General features: G+C 72.0%; 12 protein-coding genes and 1 pseudogene. 6 read left to right on the top strand and 7 right to left on the bottom strand.

Annotated elements, in window-relative coordinates; all coding sequences use genetic code 11:
- The first annotated feature begins 33 nt into the window (after positions 1-33).
- The 4 genes from ABZ873_RS26200 (at position 34) to ABZ873_RS26185 (ending at position 2,632) form a co-directional block, all read left to right on the top strand.
- Positions 34-513 (top strand): hypothetical protein, encoded by a 480-nt coding sequence (locus ABZ873_RS26200; protein WP_360876403.1) that lies wholly within the window; start codon positions 34-36, stop codon positions 511-513.
- A 73-nt stretch (positions 514-586) separates the two neighbouring features.
- The gene (locus ABZ873_RS26195) at positions 587-1,315 is read left to right on the top strand and encodes a VWA domain-containing protein (protein WP_360876400.1); all 729 of its coding nucleotides are present in this window, start codon (positions 587-589) and stop codon (positions 1,313-1,315) included.
- Positions 1,316-1,350: 35 nt separating this feature from the next.
- Positions 1,351-1,869: a pyridoxamine 5'-phosphate oxidase family protein gene (locus ABZ873_RS26190; protein WP_360876397.1), complete on the top strand. Its 519-nt coding sequence runs from the start codon at positions 1,351-1,353 to the stop codon at positions 1,867-1,869.
- A gap of 127 nt (positions 1,870-1,996) precedes the next feature.
- The gene (locus tag ABZ873_RS26185; protein ID WP_360876394.1) at positions 1,997-2,632 is read left to right on the top strand and encodes a DUF4232 domain-containing protein; all 636 of its coding nucleotides are present in this window, start codon (positions 1,997-1,999) and stop codon (positions 2,630-2,632) included.
- Positions 2,633-2,806: 174 nt separating this feature from the next.
- On the opposite strand, the gene ABZ873_RS26180 is transcribed toward ABZ873_RS26185, so the two are convergent.
- The 3 genes from ABZ873_RS26180 to ABZ873_RS26170 form a co-directional block, all read right to left on the bottom strand.
- Entirely contained in the window at positions 2,807-4,267 is a 1,461-nt protein-coding gene (locus ABZ873_RS26180) for a glutamate synthase subunit beta (RefSeq protein WP_360876391.1), read from the bottom strand.
- The gene (gene gltB, locus ABZ873_RS26175; RefSeq protein WP_360876457.1) at positions 4,260-8,798 is read right to left on the bottom strand and encodes a glutamate synthase large subunit; all 4,539 of its coding nucleotides are present in this window, start codon (positions 8,796-8,798) and stop codon (positions 4,260-4,262) included. The genes ABZ873_RS26180 and gltB overlap by 8 nt, the downstream gene beginning before the upstream one ends.
- A gap of 383 nt (positions 8,799-9,181) precedes the next feature.
- The gene (locus tag ABZ873_RS26170; protein ID WP_360876388.1) at positions 9,182-9,913 is read right to left on the bottom strand and encodes a VIT1/CCC1 transporter family protein; all 732 of its coding nucleotides are present in this window, start codon (positions 9,911-9,913) and stop codon (positions 9,182-9,184) included.
- 263 nt (positions 9,914-10,176) lie between these two features.
- On the opposite strand from ABZ873_RS26170, the gene rbsK reads away from it, so the two are divergent.
- Entirely contained in the window at positions 10,177-11,100 is a 924-nt protein-coding gene (gene rbsK, locus ABZ873_RS26165; protein WP_360876386.1) for a ribokinase, read from the top strand.
- A 117-nt stretch (positions 11,101-11,217) separates the two neighbouring features.
- On the opposite strand, the gene lgt is transcribed toward rbsK, so the two are convergent.
- From lgt to trpB, 4 genes are all read right to left on the bottom strand, one after another.
- A complete protein-coding gene (lgt, locus tag ABZ873_RS26160) occupies positions 11,218-12,231 on the bottom strand; it encodes a prolipoprotein diacylglyceryl transferase (RefSeq protein ID WP_360876383.1) in 1,014 nt (337 codons plus the stop codon).
- A gap of 88 nt (positions 12,232-12,319) precedes the next feature.
- Complete coding sequence (locus ABZ873_RS26155; protein WP_360876380.1) at positions 12,320-13,303, bottom strand: thioredoxin domain-containing protein; 984 nt, start codon at positions 13,301-13,303, stop codon at positions 12,320-12,322.
- A 95-nt stretch (positions 13,304-13,398) separates the two neighbouring features.
- Positions 13,399-14,226, bottom strand: a complete 828-nt coding sequence (gene trpA, locus ABZ873_RS26150) for a tryptophan synthase subunit alpha (RefSeq protein ID WP_360876377.1) — start codon at positions 14,224-14,226, stop codon at positions 13,399-13,401.
- Entirely contained in the window at positions 14,223-15,494 is a 1,272-nt protein-coding gene (gene trpB, locus ABZ873_RS26145; RefSeq protein ID WP_360876374.1) for a tryptophan synthase subunit beta, read from the bottom strand. Before trpB ends, trpA begins: the two co-directional genes overlap by 4 nt.
- 358 nt (positions 15,495-15,852) lie before the next feature.
- Here trpB and ABZ873_RS26140 point away from each other — a divergent pair.
- Positions 15,853-15,949: pseudogene (locus ABZ873_RS26140) on the top strand (sugar dehydrogenase); the annotation flags it as partial.

Raw genomic sequence — 15,949 nt, 5'->3', positions numbered from 1 at the left:
CGTACGGACGAGCACGATCGAGGTAGCGGAACCATGCGAAGGACGATCACCGGGACGGCCCTGTGCGCGGCGGCGACGGCGACGGCGGCCCTGCTGCTGACGGGCTGCGGGGGCGCGGAGCCGAAGCCGGCGGACGAGGGGGGCGGCAAGCAGCCGCAGCCTGCGGCCTCGCAGGGCTCGGGCCCGGCCTCGGCCCCGGCCGCGGCGGCCGGGGGCGGGAAGCACGAGGTGACCCTGGAGGTCGGGGGTACGGGCAAGACGGCGGTGATGTTCAACGGTGTCGGCAGCGGTTTCGAGCCGCAGACCCTGCCGTGGTCGAAGTCGGGCACGGTCGAACTCACCGCGGCGGAGCGGAAGGTGGGCTACCTGGTGAGCGTGGTCCCGGGCACGATCACGGGCGCCGACGGCAAGCTCCAGCAGGCGCCGTGCGTGATCAAGGTGGACGGCAAGCAGGTGGCGCAGAGCGACGGCGTCACGGCGGTGAAGGGCTGCTCGTACACGATCAAGGACTAGGGCTTTCCCCGGTCCAGGGCCGGAGGTTCACGAAACGGAGCCGGGGCCGGGGGTGCTGACGTACCCTCGGCCCATGACGAGCAGCGCCATCAGCCTCCGCAAGGTCGAGGAGACGGCCCCGGCTCTGGTGAGCCTGTACAAGAAGGCCGGGGTCTCCCTCCGCAAGCACGGCCTGGAGGGCGGGCGGGCGGCCGTCTACCTGGTCCTGGACTACTCCGGCTCCATGCGGCCGTACTACCAGGACGGCAGCGTGCAGGCGCTGGCCGACCGGGTACTGGGGCTGTCGGCGCACCTGGACGACGACGGCCGCGTCCCGGTGGTCTTCTTCTCCACCGAGGTGGACGCCGTGGAGGAGATATCGCTGGCCGGGCACCAGGGCCGGGTCACCGCGATCGCCTCCCGCCTCGGCCACATGGGCAAGACCTCCTACCACGCGGCGATGGACGCGGTCATCGACCACTACCTGGACTCGGGGGCGACGGATCCGGGTCTGGTCGTCTTCCAGACCGACGGCGGCCCCATCAACAAGCCGCTCGCGGAGAAGTACCTGTGCAAGGCGGCCCGGCTGCCGCTGTTCTGGCAGTTCATCGGCTTCGGCAATACGCGCAGCACGCAGTTCGACTTCCTGCGCCGCCTGGACGAGCTGCCGGTGCCGGAGAAGCGGCCCGTGGACAACGCGGGGTACTTCCACGCGGGGCTCGATCCCCGGTCCGTACCGGACGGCGAGCTGTACGACCGGCTGCTCGGGGAGTACCCCGGCTGGCTGGCGGCGGCGCGCGGCGCGGGCATCGTGCGCGCCTGACCCGCGGCCGTGGCGGCCCGCGCTTTGATGGTCGGATGACGCACACCAGCTGGGAAGTCTTCGCGCGGGCCGAACCGGAGTTCGCCGCGGCCGTCCGGGCCCGTTTCGCCCAGTACCCGCACCATGTCCTGGCCACCCTGCGCAAGGACGGCTCGCCCCGGGCGAGCGGGCTGAACGTCGACATCCGGGGCGGGGAGCTGTGGCTCGGCATGATGCCGGGCTCGATGAAGGCCAGGGACCTCCAGCGCGACCCGCGCTTCGCCCTGCACACCAACCCGGGCGCGGGCGAGACGATGCCGGACGGGGACGTGCGGATCTCGGGGCGCGCGGTGGAGCTCGTCGACCCGCCGGAGCTGCACCGGTACGCGGAGGAGACGCAGACCCCGCACCCCTTCCACCTCTTCTACGCCGACCTGACGGAGGTCGTCCGCACCACGGTCCGGGGCGACGACCTGGTCCTGCGCACCTGGACCCCGAACCACGCCCTGCGCACCCTGCTCCGCGGCAACGACGACGAGCCGGCGCGGGAGGAGGACGCCCCGGGGCCGGCATGACCGCACGATGCGCGGCGCGTGCGCGGCGTATGCGCACCCTGCGACGATCCCCCGCGGTGCGTGAACCGCACCCCCGCACCGGGCACACCCACAGAACGCAGTCCACACCACCGACCGGGGGACCAGGATGCACACCCACCACCGCACCCGAACAGCCGCCCTGACCCTGACAACGGCAGCCCTCCTGGCCACGCTGTCCTGCACCCCGCCCGCCGAAGCGGGCTCCCAATCCCCCACCCCCACACCCACGCAGGCGGCCCCGTCCACCTCCTCCCCCGTCCCCCGCCCGGGAGAGGCGGAGGGCGAGCCGACCGGCAAGAACGGCAACTGCTCGGACGAATACGCCCAGGTCTCGGTCGAGTGGGCCGTCCCCCCGTCCAAGGACGACTCGAAGCTCATGCTCACCGTGGACAACAAGGGCCCCACGAGCTGCCTGCTGACGTCCTACCCGGTACTCCGCATCAAGGACGGCTTCGGCCCCCTGATAGCCGTCATGGAATCCACAAAACCGCAGGCCCCGGTCCTCCTGGAACCCGGCAAATCCGCCTACGCGGGCCTCCTGGCCCGCCAGGGCGGCAAGCAGTCCGCCACCCTCACCACAGACCTGGCCCTGGCCCCCCACGGCCAGCCCCCGGAGGAAAACACCGGCGAGGGCACCCTCCTGCAACTCCCCCCGGGCGGCGTCCACATGACCCCCAAAGCCCAGGTCACCTACTGGCAACCCACCTCAGAATCCGCCGCCTCCCCCCTCTTCACGCACTGAGTACGCACCCCGGAAACGCCACGACGCCCGCCACCCCTGGTCGGGGACGTGGCGGGCGGCGTGTCGGGGTTCCGTACGCCGTTGTACGGGCCGTATGAGGGGTCCGCCCCTTCCCCGGGGCGGGGGTGTTGGTTACGGAGCCGTTCCGCCGGGGGGGGGCGGAGGGCCGTCGGGTTACACCATCAGGGAGCGGTCCGTCGGCTTGACCGGGTACGGGAGGGTGCTCGTGCCCGTCAGGTAGCGGTCTACGCCTCGGGCCGCCGAGCGGCCCTCCGCGATGGCCCAGACGATCAGGGACTGGCCGCGGCCCGCGTCGCCCGCGACGAAGACGCCGTCGACGTTCGTCGCGTAGGACGCGTCGCGGTCGATGTTGCCGCGGGCGTCCAGCTCCAGGCCGAACTGCTGCGTCAGGCCGTTCGCCTGGTCGGTGCCCGTGAAGCCCATCGCCAGAGTGACCAGCTGCGCCGGGAGGACGCGCTCGGTGCCCGGCTTCTGGACGAGCTTGCCGTCCTCGAAGGCGACCTCCACCAGGTGCAGGGCCTGGACGTTGCCGTCCTCGTCCCCCTCGAAGTGGGTGGTCGAGACCGAGTAGACCCGCTCGCCGCCCTCCTCGTGCGCCGAGGTGACCTTGTACAGCATCGGGAACGTCGGCCACGGCTGGTTCGCGTTCCGCTCAGCGCCCGGCTTCGGCATGATCTCCAGCTGCGTGACCGAGGCCGCGCCCTGCCGGTGGGCGGTGCCCACGCAGTCCGCGCCGGTGTCGCCGCCGCCGATGACGATCACGTGCTTGCCCTCGGCGGTGATGGGGGGCGCCATGAAGTCGCCCTCCTGCACCTTGTTGGCGAGCGGCAGGTACTCCATCGCGAAGTGGACGCCGTTCAGCTCGCGCCCCGGGACCGGCAGGTCGCGGGAGACCGTGGCGCCCGCCGCGACGACCACCGCGTCGAACCGCTTGCGCAGATCCGTCGCCGTGATGTCGCGGCCGACCTCGATGCCCGTACGGAACTTGGTGCCCTCCGCCCGCATCTGCTCGATGCGGCGGTTGATGTGCACCTTCTCCATCTTGAACTCGGGGATGCCGTACCGCAGCAGCCCGCCGATGCGGTCGGCCCGCTCGTAGACGACGACCGTGTGCCCGGACCGGGTCAGCTGCTGGGCGGCGGCCAGACCGGCCGGCCCCGAGCCGATCACGGCGACGGTCTTGCCCGAGAGGCGCTCCGGGGCCCGCGGGGTCACGTCCCCGTTGTCCCACGCCTTGTCGATGATCGAGACCTCGACGTTCTTGATCGTGACGGCCGGCTGGTTGATGCCGAGCACGCACGCCGACTCGCACGGCGCCGGGCACAGCCGCCCGGTGAACTCCGGGAAGTTGTTCGTCGCGTGCAGCCGCTCCGACGCCGCCGCCCAGTCCTCGCGGTAGGCGTAGTCGTTCCACTCCGGGATCAGGTTCCCGAGCGGGCAGCCGTTGTGGCAGAACGGGATGCCGCAGTCCATGCAGCGCCCGGCCTGCTTGCTGATGATCGGCAGCAGCGAGCCCGGGACGTAGACCTCGTTCCAGTCCTTCAGCCGGTCGGCGACGGGACGGGAGCAGGCGGTCTCGCGCGCCGTGGTGAGGAAGCCCTTCGGGTCAGCCATGGGTCGCCGCCTCCATCATCTTTTCCGTGGTCTCGGACTCCGAGAGTCCGGCCAGCTCAGCGGCATCCTTGGCGGCGAGCACTGCCTTGTACGTGGTGGGGATGATCTTGCTGAAGCGGTCCGCCGCGGCGGCCCAGTCAGCCAGGAGCTTCGCGGCCACGGTCGAGCCGGTCTCCTCCTCGTGGCGGCGCACCACATCGTGCAGCCACTGCCTGTCGGTGTCGGACAGCTCCGTCTCCACCGCGCCCGCGTTGCCCGGGTTCACGGCGTGCGGGTCCAGGTCGATGACGTACGCGACGCCGCCCGACATACCGGCCGCGAAGTTACGGCCCGTCTCGCCGAGGACGACCGCCGTGCCGCCGGTCATGTACTCGCAGCCGTGGTCGCCCACGCCCTCCGAGACGACCAGCGCGCCGGAGTTGCGGACGCAGAAGCGCTCGCCGGTGCGGCCTCGCAGGAACATCTCGCCGCCGGTGGCCCCGTAGCCGATGGTGTTGCCGGCGATGGTGGAGTACTCGGCGAGGTGGTCGGCGCCGCGGTCCGGGCGGACCACGATCCGGCCGCCGGAGAGGCCCTTGCCGACGTAGTCGTTGGCGTCGCCCTCCAGGCGCAGGGTGACGCCCTTCGGGACGAAGGCGCCGAAGGACTGGCCGGCCGAGCCCGTGAAGGTCAGGTCGATGGTGTTGTCGGGCAGGCCCGCACCGCCGAACTTCTTCGTCACGTGGTGGCCGAGCATGGTGCCGACGGTCCGGTTGATGTTGCGGATGGCGACCTGCGCGCGGACCGGCTGCGCCGTCTCGGCGGAGGCGGCGTTCAGCGCGTCGGCGGCGAGCTCGATCAGCTCGTTGTCGAGGGCCTTCTCCAGACCGTGGTCCTGCTCGATCAGGGCGTGGCGGACCGCGCCCTCGGGCAGCTCCGGCACGTGGAACAGCGGCTGCAGGTCCAGGCCCTGCGCCTTCCAGTGCGTGACGGCCTTGCTGGTGTCCAGCAGCTCGGCGTGGCCGACGGCCTCCTCGATCGTACGGAAGCCCAGCTCGGCCAGGATCTCGCGGACCTCCTCGGCGATGAACTCGAAGAAGTTCACGACGAACTCGGGCTTGCCGGAGAAGCGGTCGCGCAGGACCGGGTTCTGCGTGGCGATGCCGACGGGGCAGGTGTCCAGGTGGCAGACGCGCATCATGACGCAGCCGGAGACGACGAGCGGCGCGGTCGCGAAACCGAACTCCTCGGCGCCGAGCAGCGCGGCGATGACCACGTCGCGGCCGGTCTTGAGCTGGCCGTCGGTCTGGACGACGATCCGGTCGCGCAGCCCGTTGAGCAGCAGGGTCTGCTGGGTCTCGGCGAGGCCGAGCTCCCAGGGGCCGCCCGCGTGCTTGAGCGAGGTGAGCGGGGAGGCGCCCGTACCGCCGTCGTGGCCGGAGATGAGGACGACGTCCGCGTGGGCCTTGGAGACGCCCGCCGCGACCGTTCCGACGCCGACCTCGGAGACCAGCTTCACGTGGATGCGGGCGGCCGGGTTGGCGTTCTTGAGGTCGTGGATCAGCTGGGCGAGGTCCTCGATGGAGTAGATGTCGTGGTGCGGCGGCGGGGAGATCAGGCCGACGCCGGGGGTCGAGTGACGCGTCCTGGCGACCCACGGGTAGACCTTGTGGCCGGGCAGCTGGCCGCCCTCGCCGGGCTTGGCGCCCTGGGCCATCTTGATCTGGATGTCGTCCGCGTTGACCAGGTACTCGCTGGTGACACCGAAGCGGCCGGAGGCGACCTGCTTGATGGAGGAGCGGCGCGCCGGGTCGTAGAGGCGGTCCGGGTCCTCGCCGCCCTCACCGGTGTTGGACTTGGCGCCCAGCTGGTTCATGGCGATGGCGAGGGTCTCGTGCGCCTCCTTGGAGATGGAGCCGTACGACATGGCGCCGGTGGAGAAGCGCTTGACGATCTCGGAGACGGGCTCGACCTCGTCCAGCGGGACCGAGGGCCGGCCGGAGGTGAAGCCGAACAGGCCGCGGAGCGTCATCAGGCGCTCGGACTGCTCGTTCACGCGGTCCGTGTACTGCCGGAAGATGTCGTACCGGCGGTTGCGGGTGGCGTGCTGGAGGCGGAAGACCGTCTCCGGGTCGAACAGGTGCGGCTCGCCCTCGCGGCGCCACTGGTACTCGCCGCCGATGTCCAGCGCGCGGTGCGTGGCGGCGACGCCGGAGGCCGGGTACGCCTTGGCGTGGCGGGCGGCCACCTCCTTGGCGATGACGTCCAGGCCGGCGCCGCCGATCTTGGTGGCGGTGCCCTGGAAGTAGGTGGCGACGAACTCGTCGTTCAGGCCGACGGCCTCGAAGACCTGGGCGCCGCGGTAGGAGGCGACGGTGGAGATGCCCATCTTGGACATGACCTTGAGGACGCCCTTGCCGAGGGCGTAGATCAGGTTCTTGATGGCCTGCTCGGGCTCCAGCCCGGACAGGAAGGTGCCGGCGCGCAGCAGGTCCTCGACGGACTCCATGGCGAGGTACGGGTTGACGGCGGCGGCGCCGTAGCCGATGAGCAGCGCGACGTGGTGCACCTCGCGGACGTCGCCGGCCTCGACCAGCAGGCCCACCTGGGTGCGCTGCTTGGTGGCGATGAGGTGGTGGTGCACGGCGGCGGTGAGCAGCAGCGAGGGGATCGGCGCGTGCTCGGCGTCGGAGTGCCGGTCGGAGAGGACGATCAGGCGGGCGCCGCCGGCGATGGCGGCGTCGGCCTCGGCGCGGATCTCGTCGATCCGGGCGGCCAGGGCCTCGCCGCCGCCGGAGACCCGGTAGAGGCCGGAGAGGGTGGCGGCCTTCATCCCGGGCATGTCGCCGTCGGCGTTGATGTGGATGAGCTTGGCCAGCTCGTCGTTGTCGATGACCGGGAAGGGCAGGGTGACGCTGCGGCAGGACGCGGCGGTCGGCTCCAGCAGGTTGGACTGCGGGCCGATCGAGGACAGCAGCGAGGTGACGAGCTCCTCGCGGATGGCGTCCAGCGGCGGGTTGGTGACCTGCGCGAACAGCTGGGTGAAGTAGTCGAAGAGCAGCCGGGGCCGCTCGGAGAGGGCCGCGATGGGCGAGTCCGTGCCCATGGAGCCGAGGGGTTCACCGGCCGTACGGGCCATGGGCGCGAGGATGACGCGCAGCTCTTCCTCGGTGTAGCCGAAGGTCTGCTGGCGGCGGGTGACCGAGGCGTGGGTGTGCACGATGTGCTCGCGCTCGGGCAGGTCCGTCAGCTCGATCTCGCCGGTGTCCAGCCATTCGGCGTACGGGGCGGCGGCGGCCAGCTCGTTCTTGATCTCCTCGTCCTCGATGATCCGCTTCTGGGCGGTGTCGACGAGGAACATGCGGCCGGGCTGGAGGCGGCCCTTGCGGACGACCTTGGCCGGGTCGATGTCGAGGACGCCGACCTCGGAGCCGAGGACGACGAGGCCGTCGTCGGTGACCCAGTAGCGGCCGGGGCGCAGGCCGTTGCGGTCGAGGACCGCGCCGACCTGGGTGCCGTCGGTGAAGGTGACGCAGGCGGGGCCGTCCCAGGGCTCCATCATCGTGGAGTGGTACTGGTAGAAGGCGCGGCGGGCCGGGGTCATGGAGGTGTGGTTCTCCCACGCCTCCGGGATCATCATCAGCACGCTGTGCGGGAGCGACCGGCCGCCGAGGTGCAGCAGCTCCAGGACCTCGTCGAAGGAGGCCGAGTCGGAGGCGTCCGGGGTGCAGATCGGGAAGATCCGGTCGAGCGGGGCGTCGCCGAAGACGGTGGAGGCGAGCTGGGACTCGCGGGCGCGCATCCAGTTCCGGTTGCCCTTGACCGTGTTGATCTCGCCGTTGTGCGCGACGAAGCGGTACGGGTGGGCGAGCGGCCAGCTGGGGAAGGTGTTGGTGGAGAACCGGGAGTGGACCAGGGCGAGCGCCGAGGCGAAGCGGCGGTCGGAGAGGTCGGGGAAGAAGGGCTCCAGCTGGCCGGTGGTCAGCATGCCCTTGTAGACGATGGTGCGGGCGGAGAGCGACGGGAAGTACACGCCGGCCTCGCGCTCGGCGCGCTTGCGCAGCACGAACGCCTTGCGGTCCAGCTCGATACCCGTCGCGCCGTTGCTCACGAAGAGCTGGCGGAAGGCGGGCATGGTGGCGCGGGCGCCGTTGCCGAGCAGGTCGGGGGTGACCGGGACCTCGCGCCAGCCGAGGACCGTCAGGTTCTCCTCGGCGGCGATGGCCTCGATCCGCCCGGCGGCGGCGTCGGCCGTGCCGTCGGCGGGGAGGAAGGCGATGCCGACGGCGTAGGCGCCGGCCTCGGGCAGCTCGAAGCCGGCGACCTCGCGCAGGAAGGCGTCCGGCACCTGGGACAGGATGCCCGCGCCGTCGCCGGAGTCCGGCTCGGAGCCGGTGGCGCCGCGGTGCTCGAGGTTCCGCAGGACGGTCAGGGCCTGCTCGACGAGGGTGTGGGTGGCCTCGCCGGTGAGGTTCGCCACGAAGCCGACGCCGCAGGCGTCCTTCTCGTTGCGCGGGTCGTACATGCCCTGCTGGGCGGGGCGACCGTCCATGGGCGACCAGGCGGTGTTCAGGCCGGTCGCGGAGTGCGTGGATGCGGAACGCATCGGCTCTCCCGTCGTCGTCGTGGCATATGTGCATAGCCGAGGGACGACGTTGGCCCTCTGCGAGAAATTTCGTGCAGATTACATGATGACGACTATCCCGAGAAGCGGATATGCCATTCCAACATGCGGACACTGCGCGAGGCAGAAAGAGGGGGACGTCCGTGGCGCTGCACGGCCCTGTACGGCAGTTCGGCGCGGCGGAGGTCCCGGTGCGGGACGGGCATCATTGCCCGGAGCCCTGGTGTGATGCCCAGCGGACACAGGTTCGAAACCGCCGGGTAATGGAGTACTTATGTGTCTCACTGCATAGTGTCTCACTCCCGGGCCGGTCAGCCTACGGCCCCGCCGATCCAGGTTCCCAGGATGTACGTCACACCCGCGGCCGCGCCACCCAGGACCAGCTGCCGCAGCCCGCTGTACCACCAGGACCGGGCGGTGACCCGGGCGACGACCGCGCCGCAGAGGAAGAGCCCGGCCAGCGCGAGCAGCACGGCGGGCCACAGCGCGGTGGCCCCGAGCAGGTAGGGCAGTACGGGCAGCAGCGCGCCCAGCGCGAAGGACCCGAAGGAGGAGACCGCGGCGACCAGCGGCGAGGGCAGGTCGTCGGGGTCGATCCCCAGCTCCTCGCGGGCGTGGATCTCCAGCGCCTGCTCGGGGTCGCGGGACAGCTGCATGGCGACCTCGCGGGCCAGCGGCGGCTCGACGCCCCGGGAGACGTACAGCTCGGCCAGCTCCTCCATCTCGTCGATGGGGTGCTTGCGCAACTGCTGCCGCTCGATGTCCAGTTCGGCGAGGACCAGCTCGCGCTGCGAGGCGACGGAGGTGTACTCCCCGGCCGCCATCGAGAAGGCGCCGGCGGCGAGGCCCGCCAGGCCGGTGATCACGACGGTCTGCGGGGCGACGGCCCCGCCGGCCACGCCGGTCATGAGCGCGAGGTTGGAGACGAGCCCGTCCATCGCACCGAAGACGGCCGGCCGCAGCCATCCACCGTTGACGTCCCGGTGGGTGTGGTTGTCGCGGTGCGCGGTGTGCAGCGGTGCTTCGATGTCGATGATGGACATGCCGTGATATCTCCCCATATCTACGAACGGGCACGGAGAGGCGGTCCGCTCCCCCGGAATGCCTCGAACCTACGCACGATTTTGATCGCCCGCCAGCAAGGAAGGCCGTACTTACCTGCGGTTTTACGGGTAGGCGACCGGGTGACGGCGGCCTCAGGGGGGCGTTTCACGACACCCGGCACACCACCCGACATGACACAAATCCCCCAGGGGCCCATCCGGCTTCGGCACCCGCCCACTCACCGCACAGGAGGCAGCCGCCCATGACGGCCATCGCCGTGCTCGGCAGCACCAACATGGACCTCGTCGCCTACGTCCCCAAGGCCCCCCGCCTCGGCGAGACCGTCACCGGCCGGGCCTTCCGCACGGTCCCCGGCGGCAAGGGCGCCAACCAGGCCGTCGCCGCCGCCCGCTCCGGCGGCAAGGTGGTGATGATCGGCGCGGTCGGGGCGGACGAGTTCGGCGTACGTCTGCGCTCCGCGCTCACCGCCGCCGGGGTGGAGACGGCCTCGCTGCGCACCGTCGAGGGAGCCAGCGGGACCGCCCACATCACCGTGGACGACGAGGGCGGCAACAGCATCATCGTGGTGCCCGGCGCGAACGCCGCCGTCACCGGCCTGGAGCCCGGGGACGAGGCCCGGATCGCCGCCGCCCGCACCCTCCTGCTCCAGCTGGAGCTGCCGATGTCCGCGGTGCTCGCCGGGGCGGCCGCCGCCCGCGCGCGGGGCGTACGTACGGTGCTCACCCCGGCCCCCGCCCAGCAGCTCCCGGCCGACCTGCTCGCGGCGACCGACCTCCTCGTCCCGAACGAGCACGAGGCGGCCGCCCTCACCGGGCTCACCGACCCCCGCCGGGCCGCCGAGGCCCTGCTGGACACGGTCCCGGAGGTGGTGGTGACCCTCGGCTCCGCCGGAGTGCTGTACGCGGCCCGCGGCCGGGAGCCGCTGGCCGTGCCCGCGCCCCGGGTACGGGCCGTGGACACCACCGCCGCCGGGGACACCTTCGTGGGGGCGCTCGCGGTGGCCCTCGGCGAGGGCCGGCCGATGCCGGAGGCGCTGCGCTGGGCCTCGGCGGCGGCCGCCCTCTCCGTGCAGCGCCACGGCGCCCAGGACGCGATGCCGACCCGCGCCGAGACCGACACCCTGGCCGCGCTGCCCCCGGCCGGCCCGGAGGAAGCGGCCCGGTGATCCTGACCCGGCTGTGACGAGACCACCGGCCCGGATCCCGGCGCGCTGAGCGGCGTACGGGGACACGCGAAGGGGGTGCCGCGCGGGACGCGGCACCCCCTTCGACGACCCTCGCGGTCAGCGCTTGCCCGGCTCCGGGGCCTTGCCCTCGGCGGGCTCCTGCTTGCGCAGGTCGGCCTTGGCGGGCTGGGCCTCGGCCGGTACGGAAGCCACCGGCTTGGGCGCCGTGGCAGCGGCCGCGTCCACCGGCTTCGCGTCCTTGGTGTCCTTGGCGTCCTTGGCCGCGGCGGCGTCGCCCTCGGCCGGGGTCCTGCCCGGGGCGTCGGGCTCGACCACCGCCTCGCGGCCCGGCCGCAGCTTCGCGGAGAGCACGAAGTAGATCACCGCGCCGAGGAAGACGACGATCGAGGTCCACACGTTCAGGCGCAGGCCCAGCACGTGGTGCGCCTCGTCCACGCGCATGTACTCGATCCAGCCGCGGCCGACGCAGTAGGCGGCGACGTACAGGGCGAAGGCCCGTCCGTGGCCCAGCTTGAAGCGGCGGTCGGCCCAGATCACCAGCAGGGCGACACCGATGCACCACAGCGACTCGTACAGGAAGGTCGGGTGGTAGGTGCCGGGGTCCCGGTTCGGGCCCGCGCTGATCTCGACCGCCCAGGGCAGGTCGGTGGCGCGGCCGTAGAGCTCCTGGTTGAACCAGTTGCCCCAGCGCCCGCACGCCTGGGCCAGGGCGATGCCCGGGGCCAGGGCGTCGGCCCAGGCCGGCAGCGGGATGCCGCGCAGCCGGCAGCCGATCCAGGCGCCCACCGCGCCGAGGGCGATCGCGCCCCAGATGCCGAGGCCGCCTTCCCAGATCTTGAAGGCGTCGACCCAGTTGCGGCCCTCGCCGAAGTAGAGCTGGTAGTCGGTGATCACGTGGTACAGGCGACCGCCGACGAGGCCGAAGGGCACCGCCCACACGGCGATGTCCGCGACCGTGCCCGGCTTGCCGCCGCGGGCGACCCAGCGCCTGTTGCCGAGCCAGACGGCGACGAATACGCCGATGATGATGCAGAACGCGTAGCCGCGGAGCGGGATCGGTCCGAGATGGATCACGCCGGTCGACGGACTGGGGATGTAAGCAATGTCCATGGCAGACCTGACGCTACCCTGCCGGGCGGTGCGTACCGCAACCCGCCCGGCAGGGTCGAAACCAAATCCAGACATGGATCGGCGGAAGTCAGTCCCCGGCGGGGCTCTTCACGGCTCCGCCGGAGGCGGTCCGCGACGCGGACGGAGACGCGGACGCGGACCGGGAGCCGGACCCGACCCCGGACGATGACCCGGACGGTGACGCGGACGCGGACGGCGACGTCTTCGCCGAGCCCTTCGCGTTGCTCTCGCCGCCCGCCCCGCTCGCCCCGCCCGAGCCCTTGGCCGCCGCCTCCACCTGCTCCTTGAGCTTCTGCGGGGTCAGCGGGTTGGCCTGGTCGGAGAAGATGTCCTTGCCGTCGAGCAGCACGGTCGGGGTGCCGCGGAACTTCCCGGCGCGGAACGCCTCCTGCGATTTGCCCACCCAGCTGTTGTGCGTGCCGTCCTCGACGCACTGGCGGAACTCGGGGGTGTCGAGCCCGTCCACCTTGGCGGCCAGCTCCAGCAGCTTGGCGTTCTTGCCGTAGGCGTCGTCGACCTCCTGCGGCTGGTTCTGGAAGAGGACGTCGTGGTACGCGGAGAACTTCCCGGCGTCCTGCGCGCACGCGGCGGCGTTCGCCCCCTTGAGGGAGCCGCTGCCGCCCATGTTCCCGTCGATGAGCGTGACCAGGTGGTAGTCCACCTTGAGCAGGCCCTTGTCCTCCAGCTCGTGGATGGTCTCCCGGTAGTTGTCCTCGAACGCCTTGCAGGCGGGACAGCGGAAGTCCTCCCAGACCGTCAGGGTGGACTTCGCCTCGGGCTTGCCCGTCTGGATGGCGAGCGCGTCCTTGCCGGTGGCCCCGGAGGGGGCGACGACCGGGCCGCCCTTGGCGCTGCTGTCCTTGCCGGTGTTGGCCGCGATCACGCCGACGACGGTCGCCAGACCGAGGACGCCGACCACGGCGGCGGCCACGATGAGGGTCCGCCGGCGCTTGTCCCGGGTCTTCTGCCGCTCGCGCTCCACTTGGAGTCGTTCCCGGGCCGATCGTTTCGTCGCATCGCGGTTCGCACCGTCGTCGTTCTTGTCGCTCACGCTCCGCCAAACGAAGCAGGGAGGCACTCGCGTGCCCCCCTGCTCGCCATTCCACCCGATCGGACTACAGAACCCGATCGGGTGTCCGTTTTGTCTCAGCTCCTGCGTACGCCTTCCGCAAGCTCGCCCGCCAGGGCCCGTACGGCGTCCAGCCCGCTCGGCAGGTCGGGCGCGTCGAGCAGCAGCTTCACGAAGGCCGAGCCGACGATCACCCCGTCGGCGAAGCCCGCGACCTCCTTGGCCTGGGCGGCGTTGGAGACGCCGAGGCCGACGCAGACCGGGAGCTCGCTGGTGGCGCGGGTGCGCCGGACCAGGTCGGCGGCCTGGTCGCCGACGGACTCGCGGGTGCCGGTGACGCCCATGAGGGAGGCGGCGTAGACGAAGCCCGAGCCGGCCGCGGTGATGGTGGCCAGGCGCTCGTCCTTGCTGCTGGGCGCCACGACGAAGACGGTCGCCAGGCCGTGCTTGCCGGCGTGCTCCCGCCACAGGGCGGACTCCTGCACCGGCAGGTCGGGCAGGATGCAGCCCGCGCCGCCCGCCGCGGCCAGCTCGGCCGCGAACCGCTCGACGCCGTAGCGGTCGATCGGGTTCCAGTACGTCATGACCAGGATCGGGGCGCCGGTGGCCTCGTGGGCCTCGCGGACGGTGCGCAGCACGTCCGCGATCCGGACCCCGCCGCGCAGGGCGATGTCGTCGGCGGTCTGGATGACCGGCCCGTCGAGGACGGGGTCGCTGTGGGGCAGGCCGATCTCGACCACGTCCGCGCCGCCGGCGAGGACGGCCTTGGCGGCCTCGATGCCGCCGTCGACGGTCGGGAAGCCGGCGGGCAGGTAGGCGACGAGGGCGGCGCGGTCCTCGGACTTCGCCTTGGCGAGGGTGGCGCTCAGCAGCTCGACGTTGCCGCGTCCGTGCGTGGAGCTCACTTGTCGTCCCCCTCGGAGAACTCGTTGTCGGCGACCTCGCCGTCGGTGTCGTACAGGCCGAAGTAGCGGGCCGCCGTGTCCATGTCCTTGTCGCCGCGGCCGGAGAGGTTGACGAGCACGAGGCCGTCGCTGCCCAGCTCCCGGCCGAGGTCGAGGGCGCCGGCGAGGGCGTGTGCCGACTCGATGGCCGGGATGATGCCCTCGGTGCGGGAGAGCAGGCGCAGGGCCTGCATGGCCGCGTCGTCGGTGACGGCGCGGTACTCGCCGCGGCCGGAGTCCTTGAGGTAGGAGTGCTCCGGGCCGATGCCCGGGTAGTCCAGGCCGGCGGAGATGGAGTACGGCTCGGTGATCTGGCCCTCCTCGTCCTGGAGGACGTAGGAGCGGGAGCCGTGCAGGATGCCGGGCTCGCCGGCGGTGAGGGTGGCGGCGTGCTCGCCGGTCTCCACGCCGTGCCCGGCGGGCTCGAAGCCGACCAGGCGGACGCCGGTGTCGGGGATGAAGGCGTGGAAGAGGCCGATGGCGTTGGAGCCGCCGCCGACGCAGGCGGCGACGGCGTCGGGGAGCCGGCCGGCGCGCTCCAGGATCTGGCGGCGGGCCTCGACGCCGATGACGCGGTGGAAGTCGCGGACCATCGCCGGGAAGGGGTGCGGTCCGGCGACGGTGCCGAAGAGGTAGTGGGTGCGGTCCACGTTGGCGACCCAGTCGCGGAACGCCTCGTTGATGGCGTCCTTGAGGGTGCGGGAGCCGGACTTCACCGCGATGACCTCGGCGCCCAGCATGCGCATGCGGGCCACGTTGAGGGCCTGGCGCTGGGTGTCGATCTCGCCCATGTAGATGGTGCATTCGAGGCCGAAGAGGGCGCAGGCGGTGGCGGTGGCCACGCCGTGCTGGCCGGCGCCGGTCTCGGCGATGACGCGGGTCTTGCCCATGCGCTTGGTGAGCAGGGCCTGGCCCAGCACGTTGTTGATCTTGTGCGAGCCGGTGTGGTTCAGGTCCTCGCGCTTGAGGAAGATCCGCGCGCCGCCCGCGTGCTCGGCGAAGCGCGGCACCTCGGTGAGGGCGCTGGGGCGGCCGGTGTAGTGGACCATGAGGTCGTTCAGCTCGGCGGCGAAGGCCGGGTCGCCCTTGGCCTTGTCGTACTCGACGGCGACCTCGTCCACGGCGGCGACCAGCGCCTCCGGGATGAACTTGCCGCCGAAGTCGCCGAAGTAGCCCTCGGCGTTCGGAACGTGACCCTCCGGGTCCGGGACGAAGAACTCGCTGGACATGTCCAGTGCTCCTACGGGTGCGTGATGCGGCGGGATGGTTGTCACCGTAGGGCGCCGCCCGCCCGCGCCGCGCGCATCCCGCGGGGGATGTCGGGCGTACGGTACGGGGCGGCCCGCGCCCGGAGCCGTCGGGCCCCGGGCGGCGGACCGTACGGGACCACCTCGCGGCACGGTACGTCTCGCGTACCGGGCCGGGCAGCCCTCGTTACGGCGCGCTTCCCGGGCGCCATCGCATGCCGTTGACCTGGCCGGGCTCGGAGCCGATCACATACCGCACCCGCCGCCCGTGCACACGCCGGGCCGGGGCGCGGCAGCCGCGGGGGCGGCAGCCGCGCGCCAGGGGCGCGTACGCCGGTCCAACCTGACCGGGCAGTTTCTGTGCGCGCGCGAGGCCACGAAGGAGTTCCTGCGGCGCGGGGTCGTCCCGGAGGTCTCCAGCTCCGCACCCGCATCGG

The organism is Streptomyces sp. NPDC047014 (genome assembly GCF_040644195.1).
GTDB lineage: Bacteria > Actinomycetota > Actinomycetes > Streptomycetales > Streptomycetaceae > Streptomyces.
The sequence above is the reverse complement of the archived record's forward strand: the minus strand, read 5'-3'. Positions and strand labels throughout refer to the sequence as shown.

Coding starts and splice junctions, on each gene's coding strand:
- ABZ873_RS26180 (WP_360876391.1), bottom strand. CDS start 4,267: ATGGCTGACCCGAAGGGCTTCCTCACCACGGCGCGCGAGACCGCCTGC.
- ABZ873_RS26190 (WP_360876397.1), top strand. CDS start 1,351: ATGACGCACACCAGCTGGGAAGTCTTCGCGCGGGCCGAACCGGAGTTC.
- ABZ873_RS26170 (WP_360876388.1), bottom strand. CDS start 9,913: ATGTCCATCATCGACATCGAAGCACCGCTGCACACCGCGCACCGCGAC.
- ABZ873_RS26200 (WP_360876403.1), top strand. CDS start 34: ATGCGAAGGACGATCACCGGGACGGCCCTGTGCGCGGCGGCGACGGCG.
- ABZ873_RS26195 (WP_360876400.1), top strand. CDS start 587: ATGACGAGCAGCGCCATCAGCCTCCGCAAGGTCGAGGAGACGGCCCCG.
- gltB (WP_360876457.1), bottom strand. CDS start 8,798: ATGGACGGTCGCCCCGCCCAGCAGGGCATGTACGACCCGCGCAACGAG.
- trpB (WP_360876374.1), bottom strand. CDS start 15,494: ATGTCCAGCGAGTTCTTCGTCCCGGACCCGGAGGGTCACGTTCCGAAC.
- rbsK (WP_360876386.1), top strand. CDS start 10,177: ATGACGGCCATCGCCGTGCTCGGCAGCACCAACATGGACCTCGTCGCC.
- lgt (WP_360876383.1), bottom strand. CDS start 12,231: ATGGACATTGCTTACATCCCCAGTCCGTCGACCGGCGTGATCCATCTC.
- ABZ873_RS26185 (WP_360876394.1), top strand. CDS start 1,997: ATGCACACCCACCACCGCACCCGAACAGCCGCCCTGACCCTGACAACG.